15 protein-coding genes, 1 tRNA gene and 1 pseudogene are annotated in these 18,681 nt (G+C 69.9%); 4 read left to right on the top strand and 13 right to left on the bottom strand.

Features of this window, described 5'->3' with window-relative positions; genetic code table 11:
• Positions 1–71: 71 nt before the first annotated feature.
• The 3 genes from ABZ928_RS09125 to ABZ928_RS09135 all read right to left on the bottom strand — a co-directional run bounded on the left by ABZ928_RS09125 (position 72) and on the right by ABZ928_RS09135 (position 1,825).
• The gene (locus tag ABZ928_RS09125; RefSeq protein ID WP_361516346.1) at positions 72–971 is read right to left on the bottom strand and encodes a glycosyltransferase; all 900 of its coding nucleotides are present in this window, start codon (positions 969–971) and stop codon (positions 72–74) included.
• A gap of 80 nt (positions 972–1,051) precedes the next feature.
• Positions 1,052–1,297: a hypothetical protein gene (locus ABZ928_RS09130; RefSeq protein WP_361516347.1), complete on the bottom strand. Its 246-nt coding sequence runs from the start codon at positions 1,295–1,297 to the stop codon at positions 1,052–1,054.
• 63 nt (positions 1,298–1,360) lie between these two features.
• Entirely contained in the window at positions 1,361–1,825 is a 465-nt protein-coding gene (locus tag ABZ928_RS09135) for a hypothetical protein (RefSeq protein ID WP_361516349.1), read from the bottom strand.
• Positions 1,826–2,070: 245 nt separating this feature from the next.
• Here ABZ928_RS09135 and ABZ928_RS09140 point away from each other — a divergent pair, with 245 nt between their 5' ends.
• Entirely contained in the window at positions 2,071–3,729 is a 1,659-nt protein-coding gene (locus ABZ928_RS09140; protein WP_361516351.1) for a translation initiation factor 2, read from the top strand.
• 12 nt (positions 3,730–3,741) lie between these two features.
• On the opposite strand, the gene ABZ928_RS09145 is transcribed toward ABZ928_RS09140, so the two are convergent.
• Together ABZ928_RS09145 and ABZ928_RS09150 are read right to left on the bottom strand one after the other, a co-directional pair.
• Positions 3,742–5,634, bottom strand: a complete 1,893-nt coding sequence (locus ABZ928_RS09145; RefSeq protein WP_361516352.1) for a tetratricopeptide repeat protein — start codon at positions 5,632–5,634, stop codon at positions 3,742–3,744.
• Between the two features lie 180 nt (positions 5,635–5,814).
• Entirely contained in the window at positions 5,815–6,069 is a 255-nt protein-coding gene (locus ABZ928_RS09150; protein WP_361516353.1) for a hypothetical protein, read from the bottom strand.
• Between the two features lie 275 nt (positions 6,070–6,344).
• Between ABZ928_RS09150 and ABZ928_RS09155 the strand changes: the two genes are divergently transcribed.
• Positions 6,345–6,623, top strand: coding sequence for a hypothetical protein (locus ABZ928_RS09155; RefSeq protein ID WP_361516355.1), 279 nt, complete (start codon positions 6,345–6,347; stop codon positions 6,621–6,623).
• Positions 6,620–7,012 carry a PIN domain-containing protein gene (locus ABZ928_RS09160; protein ID WP_361516357.1) on the top strand — a complete coding sequence of 131 codons (393 nt, stop codon included), beginning with the start codon at positions 6,620–6,622 and terminating at the stop codon, positions 7,010–7,012. The genes ABZ928_RS09155 and ABZ928_RS09160 overlap by 4 nt, the downstream gene beginning before the upstream one ends.
• 157 nt (positions 7,013–7,169) lie before the next feature.
• Here ABZ928_RS09160 and ABZ928_RS09165 read toward each other — a convergent pair whose 3' ends face one another.
• The 4 genes and pseudogenes from ABZ928_RS09165 to ABZ928_RS09180 all read right to left on the bottom strand — a co-directional run bounded on the left by ABZ928_RS09165 (position 7,170) and on the right by ABZ928_RS09180 (position 11,045).
• Positions 7,170–7,331, bottom strand: a complete 162-nt coding sequence (locus ABZ928_RS09165; protein ID WP_361516358.1) for a hypothetical protein — start codon at positions 7,329–7,331, stop codon at positions 7,170–7,172.
• Between the two features lie 797 nt (positions 7,332–8,128).
• Positions 8,129–8,320, bottom strand: a pseudogene (locus ABZ928_RS09170) (integrase); the annotation flags it as partial.
• Positions 8,321–8,425: 105 nt separating this feature from the next.
• On the bottom strand, positions 8,426–9,877 hold the full coding sequence (locus ABZ928_RS09175; RefSeq protein ID WP_361517598.1) for an ATP-binding protein: 1,452 nt from the start codon (positions 9,875–9,877) through the stop codon (positions 8,426–8,428).
• A gap of 142 nt (positions 9,878–10,019) precedes the next feature.
• Positions 10,020–11,045 (bottom strand): hypothetical protein, encoded by a 1,026-nt coding sequence (locus ABZ928_RS09180; RefSeq protein WP_361516360.1) that lies wholly within the window; start codon positions 11,043–11,045, stop codon positions 10,020–10,022.
• Positions 11,046–11,933: 888 nt separating this feature from the next.
• Here ABZ928_RS09180 and ABZ928_RS09185 point away from each other — a divergent pair.
• A complete protein-coding gene (locus ABZ928_RS09185) occupies positions 11,934–13,334 on the top strand; it encodes a hypothetical protein (protein ID WP_361516362.1) in 1,401 nt (466 codons plus the stop codon).
• A 73-nt stretch (positions 13,335–13,407) separates the two neighbouring features.
• On the opposite strand, the gene ABZ928_RS09190 is transcribed toward ABZ928_RS09185, so the two are convergent.
• The 4 genes from ABZ928_RS09190 to ABZ928_RS09205 all read right to left on the bottom strand — a co-directional run bounded on the left by ABZ928_RS09190 (position 13,408) and on the right by ABZ928_RS09205 (position 18,638).
• Positions 13,408–14,127 carry a hypothetical protein gene (locus ABZ928_RS09190; protein WP_361516364.1) on the bottom strand — a complete coding sequence of 240 codons (720 nt, stop codon included), beginning with the start codon at positions 14,125–14,127 and terminating at the stop codon, positions 13,408–13,410.
• A gap of 101 nt (positions 14,128–14,228) precedes the next feature.
• Complete coding sequence (locus ABZ928_RS09195; RefSeq protein ID WP_361516365.1) at positions 14,229–16,316, bottom strand: hypothetical protein; 2,088 nt, start codon at positions 16,314–16,316, stop codon at positions 14,229–14,231.
• 538 nt (positions 16,317–16,854) lie between these two features.
• Positions 16,855–16,928, bottom strand: a tRNA-Thr gene (locus tag ABZ928_RS09200).
• Between the two features lie 108 nt (positions 16,929–17,036).
• Complete coding sequence (locus ABZ928_RS09205) at positions 17,037–18,638, bottom strand: alpha/beta hydrolase (protein WP_361516367.1); 1,602 nt, start codon at positions 18,636–18,638, stop codon at positions 17,037–17,039.
• Positions 18,639–18,681 lie beyond the last annotated feature (43 nt).

Below are 18,681 nucleotides of genomic sequence, written 5' to 3' on the forward strand. Positions count from 1 at the left end.
CCGGGGCCCTCCGCCCATGCCCGGCCCTCCGTCCCCGCCCTCGCCCTCGCCCTCGCCGCAGCCAGCCCTCCTCAGATGACCGGCGGCCGCCCCAGCCGAGTGAGCCGCCACACCGTACGCCAGCGCATGGGCCGCCGTTCCCCGGCAGGCTCCCGCACCCCTTCCGCGAACCCGGCGAACCAGGCACGCAGCCCCGCCCCCGACCGATTGCGTACGAGGGTGAGCAGCACCCACACCCCGAGATGGACCGGGATGAGCGGCAGCGGCAGCCGGCGGCGGGTCAGCCAGACGCGGTTGCGGGCGTTCACGCGGTAGTAGACGGCGTGCCGGGCGGGCGAGGTCTTCGGGTGCTGGAGCAGCAGTTCGGGCGCGTAGCGGATCCGCCAGCCCGCGTCGGCGGCCCGCCACGCGAGGTCGGTCTCCTCGTGCGCGAAGAAGAACCGGGCCGGCCAGTCGCCGATCTCGTCGAGCATCGCCATCCGGAAGCCGTGCGCGCCGCCGAGGAACCCGGTGACATACCCGCCCCGCAGCGGATCGGAGGCGCCGACCCGGGGAACGTGCCGCCGCTGGGTCTCGCCGTTCTCGTCCGCGATCCGGAACCCGACGATCCCGAGCCGGTCCTCGGCGGCGAACAACTCCCCCACCCGCCGCAGCACATCGGCGTCCACCAGCAGCCCGTCGTCGTCGAGCTCGACGACGACATCGACGTCCCCGAACTCCCGCAGCCGCGCGAGCCCGGCGTTGCGCCCACCGGGACACCCGAGGTTCTCGTCCAGTTCCACGACGGTGACCTCACCGGGCAGCGACAGCCGCTCGGTGAACTCCGGCAGCCGGCAGCCGTTCCCGACGATCACGATCCGCGTGGGCGGCACGTCCTGCTTGGCCACGGACCGGAGCAGCGCGTCGACTTCGTCGGGCCGGTTCCCCATGGTCACGACGGCCACGGCGACGCGCGGCGCGCCCTCCCCCATGCCCTCACCTCATCCCTGCTGGCAAGTACCGCCGCGATGCTAGTCGTTCACGGTAAGGACTTCTCAAGTACGCCCGACACTCACGCGGTTCGCCGACTCCCCTCCCCGTCCCTCGCCGTGTTCTCCCTCCGGCGCACGAACTTCAGCCCCGACCAGTCCTCCCCCAGCGCCGCCACCTTCACATCGACGACACCGAGGGGAAGAAAGGTGTCCCGCAGATCGCCCTCCGCGATGTCACTGACCTGCCCGGCGTCCTTCCGCGGCCAGGCGATCCACAGCATGGCGTCATCGGCGAGATGATCCACGAGCGCGACCGCCTCAGCCACCAGCAGGCGCCACTCCCGTCCCCCACCGCGACGGAACCACGTATCGCACTGCCGACAGAGCACTCAGGCCGCTGACGACACGTTCAGCACCTCCTGGACCACCGACACGAAGGTCGACTTCGCCCGCTCGATGTCGTCCGGCGCCTCATGGCGACGCAAGCAGTCGACGAGACGCCGAGCCGCAGTGGCGGCCTCGGGCGGGCCTTCCAGGACCACGGCGGCCAGCGCCCGCTGCAGAAGCGCCTCGTCGTCGGGGCTGCCCCTTCCCGTGCGCTCGGTCAGGACTCTCACTTCCGCCACGCCGAGGAACTCCACGTAGATCTGCCGCCGTTGGGCGAGCGCGCGCTGCACCGCCTCGGACTGGATCGTGAGCCGGACGGACTCAAGCAGCGCGTCAGCCTGCCGGTCACCCGCGTGACGCGCCGCGTCGGCCTGCCTGAGCCCGGAACTACGCCCGTACCAACCCGTGACGATGCTGCCTGCGATCGCCGATCCCGCCGCGATCAGCGCGACTCCCCATTCGCTCATACCGCTATCCTCCCGATCCTCAGGGGCAGCAATCAACGAGCGGTACGATCAGATCATGTCGCCGGATGACCCTCAGGAAACCCCATCTACCTGCGGAAACAGCGCATCTCACCCGCTGCCCAACGCTAGAATGGACCATTACGGGCGACGGGCGACGGGCGACGGGCGACGGGCGACGGGCGACGGGCGACGGGCGACGGGCGACGGGCGACGGGCGACGGGCGACGGGCGACGGGCGACGGGCTGTGCTGCTGGCCGCTCGGTCCGCGGTGGCCCTGTATCGCCTGCTCGATGTGGCCCCGGTCTTCTCCGGTGATGACCGGATCACTCGCCTTTTCACGCTGATCCCAGGCTCCGACTTCGGGGTCGACGTCCTGGCCGCCATCGACGCGATCGGCGGTCGCACGCTGCCGTGGCGGGAAGCCTGCGACCGCTCGTTCGACCTGGTGGTCACCGCAAGCCCCAAGGGTGACCTGAGCCTGCTGCGAGGCCGACACGTACTCCTGCCGCACGGCGCGGGCTACAACAAATCCATCCCGGGCGAGGGTTCGGCCGATTCGGCGTCCGGCCTCGACCCCTTGTACCTGCTGAGACAGTCTGGCGACACCCCGCCGATAGCACTGCAAGCCTTGGCCCACCCCGATCAGCTCGCCCGCCTGTCTGCCAGAGCACCACACGCCGGCCGATGGGCGAAGGTGATCGGCGATCCCACGCTGGACCGTGTCCTCGCCTCACTCCCTCTCCGGGACCGCTATCGCACCGCCCTCGGCACCGGCCACCGCAAACTCCTCGTCCTCACCTCGACCTGGGGAGAGGAATCCCTCCTCCGACGGCACCCCGACCTCCCCGCCCGACTCGCCACTCAACTCCCGTACGACGGCTACCAGTTGGCACTCATCGTCCATCCCAACGAGCGGAGCCTGCTGGGCAGCTACGAGTTGAGCGAGCGGCTCGCACCCGCGCTCGGCGCGGGGATGCTTCTCGCGGGCGCGCACGAGGAGTGGGCTTCCGTGCTGATCGCCGCCGACGCCCTGGTCACCGACCACGGATCCACCGCTCTCTACTACGCCGCCGCGCAGGACCGCCCCATCGTCGGCGTCGGGCGGGGCGGGTCGGAACTGATTCCAGGCAGCCCGATGGACGTACTCCTGCGCCAGATACCGCAGTTGGGTCACACCGCCGCCGACGCCGACGCTCTGACGGAAGCGCTGGCGGCATACCGGCCGGGCACCGGTCGCACCGCCGCCCAGGCATCGTTCGCCTACCAGGGCGCAGCCCTGAGCCGACTCCGCACCGCGCTGTACGCCCTCCTCGGGCTGACCCCTCCGCCCTTCGACGCCCCCGCCCGGCTCCTGCCTCCGCCCGCCCCGGCCACCCTCGCACCCGCGTCATTCGACGTCGACGCCGAGATCACCCCCGAAGGGATCCGTATCGCGCGCCGCCCCTTCGGCAGCGGAGAACCCGGACACCATCTGGCCGCGGAACACGGCGCCGTGAGCGAGGCGGTCACCCGCTCCGCGGGCGTGCTCTACCGGCGCCCCCTCCCGCCCTCGCCCTCCCCCGCTCTGCCCGACCTGCTGTGGTCGTCGGGCGACTGGACCCGGCACACCCTGTCCGAGTACCCGGGCTGCCGCACGGCTGCGATAGTGCGGCCGTCGGGCCCGTGCCTGCTCGCTGTCCGGGGCCATACACAGCCGTACGCCGTCCAGGTCGAGCCACACCGCGAAGGTGGCCGGATCGCACATCTCGACCCGGCCACCGCTGTGTCGGCCGTGCACGCCTGGCTGCTCGCACACCGAGCGAGGCCCGCCACGCCGACCAGGCTGACCTGCCTGATCGGCGAACGGTCCTTCGCCGTACTGCTCCGCCCCGCGACGGACGAGGAAACCGCGCAGGCGATCTGAGCCCGCTCAGGCTCAGGCCAGTCCGTTGCGCCGCCGGATGTCGTGGGCGGCCGCACGGTGTTCCGCGGCTCGAGCGCCCAGCCCCGCCGCCTCTTCCAACCGGCCCAAGGCGTCATGGACTCGCGCCTGATCGAAATCGGAACGGCGCTCGCGCGCCCCCTCCAGCGACTGCTCATACAGCTCTCGTGCCTCGTCCGTGCGCCCGAGGCGGGCCAGAACATCGGCGAGGGCGAACCCCGTACGCCGCATCATCCGCTCGCGTCGCAGCGTCACCGCCTCCGCGTGCGCTTCCTCCAGAAGCGAGCGCGCCGCATCCAACTCCCCCAGTTTCAGCCGGGCTTCCCCCATGCGGTAGGTCTGCAGCATGGCACCGTAGGGATTGCGGATCGCGAGGTGTACGTCGCGGGACCGGGCGAAGTCCGCCACGGCGGCGGCCCATTCGCCTCGCGCGCCGTTCAGCATGCCCCGGAACTCCAGCACCGAGGCCCGCAGTTTGCGATCTCGTACGTCGTCACCCAGCAGCGCGACAGCGGCCTCAGCGGAGGCGAGTTCGCGGGCCGCGTCGCCGAGTTCCCCCGATTCCCAGAGTGGACGGGCCAGTTGGCAGCGGGTTCGCACCAGCCACGCGGCGTTCCGCCCGTGTCGGACGGCCGCGGCCACCGCGAGCCGGAAGACCTGCACGGCATCGGACCGATGGGGATGATCCAGCCCATACGTCCACGCGGGCTCGGACAGCGCCACGACCTCCGCGTCCAGCCCGAGGTCGTATGCCGCACGGGCGCAGGCGACCAACGCGTGCCGTTCCTCGTGGAGCCAGCGGGCGGCGCGTACGGCCCGCGCGGCCCGGTCTCCGTCATCCGTGGCCTCCTCCGGATCGGCCAGAGCGACGTCCGGCGCGCCGGGTACCGGGGCGAGAGTGTCCGCGACGACGAGCCGCCGACCGGCGGCGAACCGGTCCGCGCGCTGAGCCTGACGGACGTACCACCGCAGCACCCGCGTCCGCGCCGCGGACACCTCGCCTTCCTCGGCGTCGCTGCGGGACCGGCGCAGAGCGTGCGCGCGCAGTGGCCCCGGCAGCCGCAGTCGGCCGTCTCCTGGGCTCAGGTCCAGCAGCCCCGCCCGGTCGAGCTCTTCGAGGGCGGCTTCGCAGGACTCCTGCCCCGACCCCAGCAGCGCGGTGGCGGAGTCCACGGTGAACGTCGTCCCGGGATGATGCGCCAGCAGCCGGTAGAGCAGCGCCGCCGGGACGGACAGGCGACCGTAGGCGGTGTCCCAGACCCGCTCGACGCCGGACACTCCCTTGTCGGTCAACTCGCCTTGCAGCTCCGGGATCAGCCGGGACAGCGGCCGCAGCCGATGGGCACGTACCCACCGCCCCGCCACATGCAGTGCCGCCGGCAGACCGTCGCACAGCCGCACCAACGCCCGTACGGCTTCCGGATCTTCGGCCAGCCTTTGGTCCCTGACGATCAGTCCGAGCAGTTCCGCCGCAGCCCGTTCCGCCAGCGGAGGCAGCGGAAAGTCGATGGCGGTACCGTCCTCCAGGTCGTGGAGCGGACCGTGGCTCGCGACGATCACCAGGCTCCCGCCCGAGGCCGGAAGGAGCGGGACGACCTCAGAGGCGTATCTCGCGTTGTCCACGATGAGGACCAGCCTGGCCTGAGCGGTCCTGTTCCAGTACTGCCTGCACCGCGCCTTGAACTGTGCCTCCAGCAGAGCCGGTTCCACATCGAGGGAACCCAGCAGTTGCGCCAGCACGTCACCGGGGTCCAGTGCGCCGTCCAGCCGGAAGTCGTCGAGGTCCACCGACAGCACCCCGTCGGGGAACCGGTCGAGCGAGGTCCTGGCGATGAGCCGGGCCAGTTCCGTCTTCCCCAGCCCCGCCGGCCCTCTCAGAGACAGCACCAACGGCCGGGAACGACGGCCTCGCCATTCGTCCACCGCACGCATCGCACGCTGTCTCTCGTCGTCACGATTGACGAAGTGCACGGGTTCCGGCGGAAGTTCAATCCTCATGCGACCTCTCTCAGGCACCGTCCAACAGCCCACTCTAGAGCGGCCGTTCATGACATCCGAGACCGTGGGTCACTCGCCGTGGTAGAGGCGGGTCAGGCCGGTCAGCTGGATGGCGGGGTCGTTCTCGGCGAGTTGGTGCAATTCGTCGGTGAAGCCCGCGCCGCTGAAGAAGTGCAGCCGGGTGGCCTCGGTAGCGGTGCCGCGTGTGGTGAGCAGGGTGCGGATGTGCCGGAGGCGTTCCAGGTGGCCGACTCCCATGACGTCGTTCCATTTCGCCTCACCGATACCGAGCAGTGTTTCCGCGCCCGTCGTCGGTCTCGCCATGGACGGCGACATCGACTTCGTGGCTGGTCCTGGCGGCCGGATCATTGACCGTGCCGCCGGCCACCCTCATGGCCTGCCCGCCGTGCGTCTCGGGCACCGCATGCCGACGGGCCCACTCCCGGCAGATCTGGCGGCGCCTGAGTCATTCCGATGGGAGTTCTTAGCGATCACAGAGGATCTGTACCCCCGCAAGGCAATCCACCACCTGCCTCCGGCCAAGCCGCGCAGTCTCAGAATCACCCACCCAATAACAAGAGTTTTGTTAATGCCGCTCCATGGCCATCACACCCGACCCCGCCCCCGGCGAAGGCCCCGTCCGCCCGGTCTCCGTCTCCCTTCACGAAGGCACCATCGCCGCCCTCAAGGCACGCACCGGCAAACGCGGCATGTCCGCCTACGTCGAGGCCCTCATCCAGCGCCAGCTGGAGCGCGACCGGCTGCGTGAACTCATCGAGGACGCCGAAGCCGACCACGGCCCGGTCGACCCAGCAGCCGTCGAGGCCAAGCGAGCCCTCCTGCGCGGTGACACGGCCGGCTCAGTGGACGCCGCGTGAGCGGCACCCTTGTCCTGGACTGCGAGGGCCTGTCCAAACTCGTACGCCGCACACCCGAACTCACGGAATGGCTCGCCGCCGCCGAGGCCGAGGACATCCGCGTCATCATCAGCTCCGTCACTCTCGTCGAAGCCCGCGACCCAAAGACCAACCAGGCCCGCTTCGACTACGCGGTCTCCCGCGTGAACATCATCCCGCCCACCGAAGCCACCGCCCGCCACGCCGGCCGACTCCTCGCCGCAGCCGGCCTGCACGGCCACAAATGCGCCCTCGACGCCATCGTCGCCGCCACCGCGCTCAGCTCACCGGCCCCGGTGACCATCCTCACTTCGGACCCCGAAGATCTCCTGATGCTGTGCGGTTCCAGCGTCCGCGTGCTCAAAGTCTGAACCTCGCGACGCGCTCCGCATGGGTCGGATCGTGCACCCCGTACTTGACGCAGTGTCAGCCGATGCCCACGCCTTTGCTGACCTGCCGAGTGGGGCGCACCTGAAAGTGGGCCGGAACGCCGCCTTCGTGGCCGTACGGCAAGACGTACCTCACGCATCACGTGATGTGCCGTCGACCTTGCCCCATCTGCTCGGCCATGTCCGCGAACACCTGGCACCCCGAGACCAGCGTGGTGAACTCTTCCTGTGTCCGCCGATCCGCGAACGGGTTCAGTGCGAAGCGCAGCGTGGGCACCCGATTGCGGGTGCTGACAGTCACGCCTCCGACGGCGAGGAAGTCGTCGCCGGGCTGCCAGGCGGCCCTGAATGCCTGCGGCCAGCGGCGAAGATCCGGCCACGTCGTGGGCCATCGCGATCACGTGTGGGCTGTCGAACGGTGCTGACGTGTGCGTACGGCCCTCGTGCCGGCCGAAATGCTCACGGCCGCCCGCTGACCGCGCTCGCGGAGACCTCGGCTCAGGGTGCGGCTCACCAGCTCAGACGCCCACTGACATGCCACCGAGCAACTCCCCCACGCGGCAGAACCTCCGACCTACGCATTACGGCTGCGTAGGCCAACATCCCCAATCCAGCCCGGACGAGACAGCATGAATGACAGAAAACCCCAGGTCAGAGGCCTGACCTGGGGTTTTGAACGGAGCCGCCTTCGGGATTCGAACCCGAGACCTACGCATTACGAGGTCGTGAGAGTTCGTGACAGCCTGTGCCACGTCATGGCGTCAGATCCCGTCTTCGCAGATCAGAGCACATGTCGCGGTCCCGCTGTTCGCACCCCGTGCTGCACCGTCCACAGGCGTCCGCGCTCCCCTTGCGCTCCCCGCCCCATGTCACAACGCCAAACCGGACCACGGAACTCATGGGCAACACCATGCTGGCACAGCTTGTCGAGATCGCACATACGAGAGGCGGCCGTCACTCACGAACTCCTCGCCCACACGGCTCACGCCGACAGACACAGCGGCACACGCAGCAACAACAGCAGCCCTCGGAACGGACGCCGCCCTTCTGCGCCTCAGTCGTCACAGTCGCCGGTCTCTCCCCGCCCGCGCGCTCCGGCGCATCGATGTGGAGCAGCTTGAGCAGGTCTGTGGTGACCACCCGATAGGCGTTCCCCAGGCGGAGGACCGCGCACGGATACTGGCCGCGCCTGGCGAGGTCGTACCCCGTCGTCCTACTGAGTGACAGCGCGCGGTTCGCGGTCTCCAAGTTCACAGCTACCGGAAGTGCGAGCAACTCCTCGCGCGTCAGCCCCTGCGGTGTATCGGTCCCTTTGACGGTCACCGGTGATCTTTACCCCGCGCGGCCGTCGGCATCCCGGCCCTGGGCGCATGGCGCCACGACCACGGTCACCAGTCACTCGCCGCGGTAGAGGCGGGTCAGGTCGATCAGCTGGATGGTGGGGTCGTTCTTGGCGAGGTGGTGCAGCTCGTCGGTGAAGCCCGCTCCGCTGAAGCAATGCAGCCGGGTTGCCTCGGTCGCGGTGCCACGTGTGGTGAGCAGGGTGCGGATGTGCCGGAGGCGTTCCATGTGCCCGACCCCCATGACGTCGTTCCACTTCGCCTCGCCGATGCCGAGCAGCGCTTCGCGACCGTTGTCGGTCTCGCCGTAGACGGCGACATCGACTTCGTGACTGGTCCTGGCGGCCGGATCGTTGACCGTACCGCTGGCGACACTCGTGACCTGCCCGCCATGGGTGTCGGGCGCCGCGTGCCAACGGGCCCACTCCCGGCAGATCTGCTCGAAGTGCGGTCCGACGACCTTGCTGCGGAAGGTGGACTGGGCACGCTGCCATACGGCGGGTGCCCGCCCGGGGCGTTCCAGGTCGCCCCAGGCCGGGCGCATGACCGCATGGTAGAAGGTGACGAGCGGCTCGGCGATGCGGTAGGCGGAGCGGTTGCGGCGGAAGGCGTCCGCCTCGTGGGTGATCATGCCGACGTCCTGGAGGACGCTCAGCGGATGGGCGAGGTCGGTGGATTTACGGCCGAGGTAGTCGGCGATGCCGCCACGAGCGGCGTTGCCCGCGGCGATGGCCGCCAGTACGGAGTGGTATAGCGCGGTGTCGTGGAGTTCGGGCTCTTCGGCGAGCAGGTACCGGGCCTCGCGGAAGAGCGGGCGTGCCGGGTTGAGCACGGCACGGGTCACCCAGGCGTCGAAGTCGTCCGGCCCGCCCGGAGTGTCCCCTTGGGTGAACTCACGGCGGTAGGCAGGTGTGCCGCCGACGACGGCGTTGGTCAGCAGAGCGGTACGTGGGTCGGTGATCTGCCAGAAGTCCGCCGCGAGGCGGAAGTCCAGGGTGGGGACGACCAGTTCGAGGCCGGCCCGGCCGCGCAGCGGGGCGTTCCCGGACAACAGCCTGCCCATGAAGGACAGCGCGGAGCCGCACAGCAGCAGGCGTACCGGGGTGTTCGTGTGCTGAGCGGTGGGGTCGAGAGCGCGCTGGATGATCGAGGGGAGGGACGGAGATGCCTTGGCGAGGAAGGGGAACTCGTCGATGACCGCCACGGTGGGCTCGCCGCCGTCGGCGATGCGCATGAGTTCGGTGACAGCCTCGTCCCAGTGCACGAAGCGGAACGGCGTGGGCTGGCCCCGATACCGGGCCAGCGCCTCACCGAACTGGCGCAGGGCATCAGCCTCGGTGGTCTCGGTGGCGGTGAACATGAAGCCGCCGCTGGCCCGGGTCACTGCGTCGAGCAGGAAGGTCTTCCCCTGACGGCGGCGGCCGGAGACCACACCGAGCGTGGCCCGACGGCCGGACGAAGCGGCGAACCGGGTCAGCTCGGCCCACTCGAAGTGCCGGTCGAACATCTCAGCAGGCTTGTCCACGGACCCTCTCTTGGATAGGTGCATTTATTATATCTGAGCTTATTGGACGCGCATCCTTGGTCGGCGCAAAGCTGTTCCCGGTGGCGCGCGCCACCGGGAACAGCCTCCGTCTGACACCTGTGCGTCACGCGGCGGTCGGCACGGCCGGCGCGGCAGGCACGCCCGGCGCCCGGCCCGTTTGACGAACCTCCGCACCTGTCTGAGCGATCAGTTTCGCGTCCTTCTCGTGGAGGCTCGCCAGCAACGACGTCACCAGGTCCTCCAGACGTGCCCCGGCCGTGTCCCGGGGCACGGTCACCCAGACCGGCCCGCCCTGCACCGTGTCGCCCACGGCGTGCCCCCAGAAGCGCTTCGCGTCGAATTCGCTCTCGATGATCCGGACCCCGCAGTAGCCGATCAGCTCCTGCAGCGACGCGACCGTCTCGGGCTGCGCGTATTCCCGCCCCAGTGCGATGAACTCGTTCAGCCTGGCGCGCAGTTCATCGGCCTCTTCGAAGGTGAGCGCGACGTGCTTCGAGCCCCACAGGCCGCCGACGGTCAGGTCGATCTGCGGCCACCGGGCGTGCGCCATGTGCTCCATGACGATTTCCAGGGTTTCGGGGTCGGGCCCGTCCTTGGTACGGGCGACGGGCTGGAGTTTCAGCTCCATAGCGTGCTCGTGCGTGGCGTGGAAGTGGTCGACCAGCAGCCCGTCCGGGGTGTGCTCGTCGTCGTCCCGGTACTGGCACCAGGGCGGGCAGGGAGCGACGAGTTCGAGAGGATGGGTGGCGGACGGGTAGTGATCGACGCTTTCCGGGGCGCCACCGCGGATGACGGTGTCGTACCGGTGCCTCAGCCCGCGCAGACGCATCGCGAAGTGCTCCAGAGCGTCGACAAGGGCTTCCAGAGCCGCGCTGTCGAGTTCGGCGGTGCCGTCGGCGGCCGAGAGCCACAGCCGAGGCGGCTCGCCGCGTGCCTCCTCGTCATGGGCCAGGCCGATCTGCATGGACAGCAGGGGCACTTCGAAACCCGTGCCCATCCCTTCCGGCGTCGGCAACCCGACCGGGACACTGACGTGACTCCCGGTCGCCTCGGCATGCGCGTCCTGCCCGCACCAGGCGGGGCAGGGGTGTTCGGAGGGCTGCAAGGTCAGGACTGTCGCGTTGGACATGATGTCTCCTTGAGGTCGGAGTGACTTCCTGTCCAGAACTCTTGCCCCTGCTCGCAGACGTACGGGCCTACACTCGCGTTCTGGGTATTGAGCCCGTGGGCCAGCATCAGGCTGGAGCCCGGCGGCGACGACCACGCGACCACGACAGACGTGTCCGCCACCCCCGCAGCGGCAAGCGGGGCAGGGCCGGTCGACCACGCCGAGGCCGGGCGAGCACTGTGCGATGGCACGGCAGGCTCGGCGGACGCCACGTGAGCGGCGTTCACATCCTGGACTGTGGGGGCCTGTCCAAACTCATGCACCGCGCCCCCGAACTCACCGAACAGCCGGCCGCCGCCGAGGACATCCCGGTCACCCACGTCGAGGCCCGTGCCCCAAGACCCACCGGACCCGCTTCGACTACGCCGTCTCCCGCGTCAACATCGTCCCTACCACCGAAACCATCGCCCGCCACGCCGGCAAACTCCTCGCCACCCCGGGCTGCACGGCCACAGAATGCGTCCTCGACACGATCGTCGTCGCCACCGCAGTGGCCTCCCCTCCCTCACATCCGTCCTGACGTCAGGCTCCGAGGACCCTCTGACGCGGTGCGGCCCTGACGTACACGTCACCAAGACCTGACGCAGTGCGATGCCGCGCTGGCCGCGACGTTCGACTCCCTTCTGATCGCCCCGGTTCTTTCCACTTATCCGGGCTCCCGCTGTCAGTGCACTCGAGTACGCTGGCTTTTCGCACGGTCCGGACCGCCGGTAGCACCGGGGGCACCAGCCGCTGCTCACACACTTCCCGTCCGGGAGCGCGCCAGTACCGCGCTCACCAGCGGTTATCTCCTCCTTCGCCTGCGCTCCCGCAAAGGGTGCGCACCCCACGCGTCCCGGAGTCTCCCGCATGGTCACCGAGCCCGACCCCACGCCCCTCTTCGACTTCCTCTGCGAGCACAGCCCCAGCAAGAGCCGCGTCATGGCCTTGATCGGTCCATACGACGGCCCTCGCTCTCTCACCGCAGTGCTGACCTGTAAGGACAAGCACCACGCATACCAAGCAGTCCAGTTGCTGCGCCGCGCACTGGCCGCCCGCGACACCGCCGCCGTCGCGGAAGACCTTCAGGCTCTGGCCTCGGCACTGCCCCACGCCCCCGCCAGTTCTCTGCACACGGCCGCGACCCACGCCGCCTCAGGAACATGGCCCGCCCCCGCAGGCACGACGTTCTGCGTGCCTGACGAAAACTCTGAAGAGGACGAGGAGACCCAAGGCGACCAGGCCGTCACCTCGCCGGAGCCGGAATCGCCCTTTGGAGCACGTCTGAAGGATCTGCCGGGCAAGGTCGTACGCATCGCCCATCTGCGCGAGTTCCACATCACCGACGAGGACGCACTCATACGGGCTGCCATGGATGAGGGCTGGGAGCCCTTGCCCGCATCCGAGTTGGCCGAGGACGACCCGCGCGATGTGATCGGCGCCGTCATGACACTCACTGACAGCGGAAGCTGGATCACCGGCGCGGACACCCTGGAAGACCAGAGCGAGGCAGAACTGCTCCATGCCGAGGACGGCGATGAGCTGGCCGACTGGAGCCCCGTCCCGGTGACAACCCACTTCCACCACGGCTGGCAGCTGCGCCGACCGGTCTCCGACACACCAACCGAGGAGGAGGGGCCCGACCTGACCGCGCTGTTCCCGGTCAAGGAGTGCTCTTGTGAGGACGAGGACTGCGAGGACTGCGGCTGGCAGCTCACCCCTCGCACCGCCGACCTGCTCCTGACGTCGCTGAGCGTGCTGGCCGACCAGGCCTACGACGATGCCGACGACCTGCGAGACCAGCCCCTGACCAAGCAACGGCCCGGCAACTGGGAGCTGTTCACCCGCCTGCCCGCTCTCACCTGGTCCGCCGACCGAAGCTGGCGCCGCCGAATGGCACGAGCCTTCGACGACCTCTCCGACGACCTGGAGCACGGCCGGTGGCCCCAACCCTCATGCACGGCCGAGGAGATGGCTCTGCACTTGGCGATCGAAGACGCACCCAGCTACCTGGACGACATCGACACCCGCGACACCGCGCACGGTCACTTGCCCGAGCACCGCGACGACTACGACTGGAACGCCTGCTCCGACCTGTTCTTCCAGGACCATGACGTCCTCATGCTCTTCGACGCACGCCTCGACGGCATCGAAGACCCGGACGGCGAGGTGAACCAGCGCCTGGGCATGGGTGACCTGCGCGCTGCGGCGTGGTTCGAGCCGTTCGGACACCCGCCTGCCCGGGACCCCGAGCGCGGCTTCCGACGCTGACCGACATCTTCCCGAAGGTGCAGCCGAGCCCCACATCCTCGGCCTTGTGCTGTGGGGGCTCGGCCTCCTTCGATCACACTGTTCGCCGTGGTACGGGAAGCTGCGGGCAGTAGCCCTCCTCGGCCAGCCAGGCCCTGGCCCGGCCACGCTGCCGCTCATCGCTGAGCCGGTGATACCGGCGCCAGGCACGCTCGTCACGGGCGAGGACGTCCTTGAAGCGCCGGAATGCACCCCGCCCGCCGCCAGCGATCCGCAGCCGGTCGGCGAGGGCCGCATCGTCGAGCCCTTCGATGAAAAGCTCCATGTCTTGGTAGCCGGCACGGGAACCCAAAGCCGGCACATGAAGCCATCGCTCGGGATCGTCCACCTCCTCGACCTCGGCCCCGGCGTCCAGGCCCTCGGTGAACATCGGCCAGCAGTCTCCGGTGGACAAATCGAGCCGCCCACCGGACTCAGCCGGATCGCCCTCCAGCAGCAGGGCCAGCATCTCCAGATCGACTGCCAGCGGGTGCAGGAGAGGCATCACGGCATGTCCCGTGACTGTGCGCAACCGGTCCGCCAGTTCCTCGTCTCCCCGGAGGCCGCGTTCCTGGAGTGCGCCGAGAAAAGAGGCCGCCATCTCCGCTGCCCCGGGCAGCCCTTGGGCCGCGGCCCCGGCCACACCATCGCCGGCCAGTTGCAGTACCTCATGTACGGGCCCACGGCTCAATGCGGCGAGCAGCGCCGCCCAGTCCTGTTCGTGGAGCGCGCCGCGCACGGCCCGCAGCCCGTCCTCGTCCCGTTCCTCGGCCACGCCCCGACGGTAGCGCGCCACCGAGGACGTACGACGCCGTGGACCTCCCGGCTCCGTGCTTGTGCCGACGCCGCCCGCGGAAGTGAGCAGTGCTGCCGTGCTCAGCGCCGTCGCTTGCGGCCGCTCTTGCCGACGCGGCGCCCGTGCTTCCGGCCGTGGCTGAGGCGGGCGGCCGGAGTGCGCAGTGCCCGGGCCGCCAGCTGCCTGAGTTCTTCGAGCCCCGCCCGGTCCGGGTGCGCGGAGTCCAGCGCGGCGGCAACCGCGTCCCTGATCTCAGGGCCCTGGGCACGCAGCGCCTCCGCGGCACCGTCCCCACCACCCGCCAGCTCCACGAACTGAAGCAGACTCTCGGCGAGCACCAGCAGATGCTCCGCATCGGACATGTCCTCGGGCGACAGCAGTTCACGGTGCGCCAGCGCGTTCAGGGCGAGCGGAGCCAGCCGGTCATCGCCACGCAGCGCGCGCAGCAGCCGTTCTCCCTCGTCGTCCGGCAACGCCGTCACAAGCACGTCGAGCATCGCCTGTGCCCGAGCGCGGAAGGCCATGGTCCGTACAGCGTCAGTGAGTTGCCGCAATGCGGCATCCCACTCACCGTGGGCCGACATCCAGCCGGCCAACTCCGCGTGGGCGGCATCCGGTTCGTAGTCCTCAGCCAACACCCCCAGCAGACCGGCCGCCGATGCCTGAGCCAGTTCGCCGACCAGCGGCGCGTCCCGACCGCCCGCCAACAGGCGCCGCCGTACGGCCCGGGTGCCGAGCTCGGTGAGACGGAGGAGTTCGACCGGCCCAGCAGCCAGCTCCTCGCGCCGGTCGCGAGCGCTCTCCTGCGCCGCCGCGTCCTTTGGCGCTCCCGCGTTGCCCAGCAGCTCCACGAGCTCCGGCGGCATGTCCGCGGGCAGCTCATCTCCGGCACCGGAGAGGTCGACGTCGAGGAACACCGGGTCGGCCATACCCCTGTCACGCTCGATCGCGCCCAGGTCCACCAGCGCGTCGAGCACCGTGCGCAGATCCCGGTCGGCGTGCTCGAACCACATCCCGTGCGGGAGGCCCGCCCCGTCGTCGAAACGGAACCCGGAGCGGTAGGCCAGGTGCACGGAGTCCCGTAGGTGTGGCCAGGGCATCGGGTACGGGAGGCTGTAGAGGGTGTTGAGCACGTCCTCCAGCACCTCTTCGTATACGTCGAACAGCATCGACTCGACGTGCCACCCGCTGCGCGCCCCGATCAGTTCCTTCCGCAGCTCGAAGCACGCGTCGAAGGCACGCAGCCACAGCTGAAGCGGGTCAGCGAGCACCGGACGGGCCTTGGCCACCGCATACAGCCGTCCCTTGGCCACCCGGACCAGCCGCGCCTTCTTCGCCCACTCGACCAGCAGCCCCAACCGCGGCAGGTCGGCCGAAGAACGCACGCCTTCGGCCTTGTCGCCAGTGCCCAGTACCGCCACGAGTTCGCGCGCATCGGCGATCCGCAGCCGACCCGTCGCCGTCACCGCACGACCGTCGCGCCCCACCCACTCTGCGAGCCCGCGCAACTGCGCCACGACCGCGGACTCCTCAGCCCGTCGGCGTAGTTCGCCGTCCGGCGGCAACATTACGGGCAGTTGCGGCTCGGCCCGGGCCACGCCAACCAGTGCACGCCCGGTCAACCGCCGTTCCATGACCGCGTCGAGGGCCTGCTGGTCGTAGACGACCTCCCCGCGCTGCGCCCGCTCCGCGAACCGTTGCAACGCCGCGCCGTCCAGGACGTCCACGCCCTGTTCGGCAGCGGTCACCGCCCAGAACTTCGCCAGACCCCAACGGGTGCGGTCCGCCATCGCCGCCGGATGCTCCTCCCCGACCGCGTCGACCGCGGCAAGGGAGTCCTCCAGTGCCGGACCGCGTGGATCCGCCAACTGCGCGGCATGCAAAAAACGCAACAGCGTACGCAACGTGCCCGGCGCGTCGCCGCGTTCCTCCCCGGGAAGTTCGGTGACCTGCTCCGGCAACCAGACCAGCAGCAGTTCCTCCACATGCCTCGGCTCCCACAGCCCCAACCGGCCATCAACAGTCGCCCGATGCCGGTACTCAAGCGCCGCCTCGGCCAGGAATCCGTCCACCGGCAGCCCCCGCTCCCCGGCCCACCGAACCAGCCGGTCCACCAGCAACCCGCACCCCGCCTCGAACTCCTCCTCGGCCCCAGCCTCGAACCGCATCCGCATGAACCCGCCCGCCCAACCTCTCCGCAGCACTGCTTGCCTCGCCAAGCTATCGCCGAACCGCGAGACACGTTCCCGGCCGAGAACGTTCCACGAGGTGAAGCCTGAGAGGGGACGCCGAAACGGCAGCGCGGCCAGCACCGGCCGACCCGAGAGGCCGCTCTACCTGGCCACCGCCGAGGACCTGCTCTCCCGCTGGACTGTTGCGGATGCTGTCCGTTCCCGACAACGACGCCATCGACCCACGCGCCGGACGACGCGACACCGCACACCACGACCCACCGCACGGCTTCTGCACCGCTGCGCTCCCCTGGCGCACCCCAGCTCCGGCCGCAGGTGATCACGCATCAGCCAATCCACGGAAAACACCAGCTCAGGCAGTATTCAAAGACCTCCGGGCCGACCTCCATCCAAGACATCAAACCTCTGACCGACGCATTCCGATACACAGGTCAAGAAGTCAATCCGGCACCGGACCACTCAGCGCGAGAACGAAGAAACCCCAGGTCAGGGGACTGACCTGGGGTTCAAAGAGAGCCGCCTTCGGGATTCGAACCCGAGACCTACGCATTACGAGTGCGTTGCTCTGGCCATCTGAGCTAAGGCGGCGCGCTGTCCGCACTATGGTGCGATCAGCAACGTCGGTAAGTCTACACAGTTTCCGGGGGTGCTCCGCACCAGCCCCGGAGGGGGTCCCTCCGGGGTCGTGGCCGTCGGTTATGAGCAGCGCTTTCCCCTGGTCGGAGGGGTTCCGCGGAGGAGGTAGGCGTCGATCGTGGAGTCGACGCAGCTGCTGCCGCGGCCGTAGGCGGTGTGGCCGTCGCCCTCGTAGGTGAGGAGGCGGGAGGAGGAGAGCTGGGTGGCGAGGGCGCGAGCCCAGGGGTAAGGGGTGGCCGGGTCGCGGGTGGTGCCGACGACCACGACCGGGGCGGCGCCCTGCGCGGTGATGCGGTGCGGCTCGCCCGTGGCCTTGACCGGCCAGTACGCGCAGTTCAGGGAGGCCCAGGCGAGGCCCTCGCCGAAGACGGGGGACGCCTTCTCGAACGCGGGCAGCGCTGCCCGCACCTCGTCCGGTGTGTCGAAGGCCGCGGGGAGGTCGAGGCAGTTCACGGCGGCGTTGGCGAACATCAGGTTCGAGTAGCGGGCGTCGGCGTCTCGCTCGTAGTAGCTGTCGGCGAGGACCAGCAGGCCGGCGCCGTCGTTCTCCTTCATCGCCGAGGTCAGCGCCTCGCGCAGCTGCGCCCACGCACCCTCGTCGTACATCGCCGCGATGACCCCGGTGGTGGCGAGGGACTCACCGAGCTTGCGGCCGTCCACGTCGCCCGTGGGGATCGGCCGCGCGTCGAGTTTCCCGAAGAACGCCTTGAGGTTCCTGCCGACCTCGCCCGCCTTCTTGCCCAGCGGGCAGTCCGGCTGCTGCACACAGTCCCGCGCGAACGACTGGAACGCCGTCTCGAACCCCGCCGTCTGGTCCAGGTTCATCCGGCGGGCGGGCAGCGACGGGTCCATCGCGCCGTCCAGGACCAGCCGGCCCACCCGGCCCGGGAAGAGCCCCGCGTACGTCGCCCCGAGGAACGTCCCGTACGACGCCCCCACGTACGTCAGTTTCTCGTCGCCCAGCACCCCCCGCAGGATGTCCATGTCCCGCGCCGCCTCGACGGTGGACACATGGCGCAGCAGACCGGGCGAGCGGGCGCCGCAGCCTTCCGCGAAGTCCTTGTACGTGGCGACGAGTTCGTCGGTCTCCTCCTCGTCGTCGGGCGTCGTGTCGGTCTGCGTGTACGCGTCCATGTCGCGCCCGTCCAGGCACTCCACGGGCTCGCTGCGGGCGACGCCGCGCGGGTCGACGGCGACCATGTCGTACCGGGCGCGCACCTCGGCGGGGTAGCCGATCCCGGCGTACGCCTGGAGGTAACCGATCGCCGAGCCGCCCGGCCCGCCGGGGTTCACGAGCAGCGAGCCGAGCGCCTTGCCGGAGCCGGTCGCCTTCTTGCGGGCGACGGCGAGGCGTACGTCACCGGCGTCCGGCTTGTCGTAGTCGAGCGGCGCCTTCATCGTGGCGCACTCGAACCCGGGCACCCCGCAGCTGCGCCAGCTCAGCTTCTGCCCGTAGTACGACGAGAGGGCGGCCGGCGTGGCCTTCGGCAGCGCGGCCAGCGCAGCCGCCTCCGCGGCCGCACCGGCGGCACCGCTCCCTGTGGAGCAGGCGGACACGAGCAGCGCGGCGGTGGCGAGAAGGGCACCGCCCGTGATGCGGGAACGCCGGTGGCGGGGCGGATCGAGCGGGGCCGCCGGGCGGGGGTTGCGCCTGATGTGCATCCATCGAGCGTAACTGTGCGCAGCGGATCAGTTGCCTTCCGTG

The organism is Streptomyces sp. NPDC046909 (assembly GCF_040644695.1).
Taxonomy (GTDB): domain Bacteria; phylum Actinomycetota; class Actinomycetes; order Streptomycetales; family Streptomycetaceae; genus Streptomyces.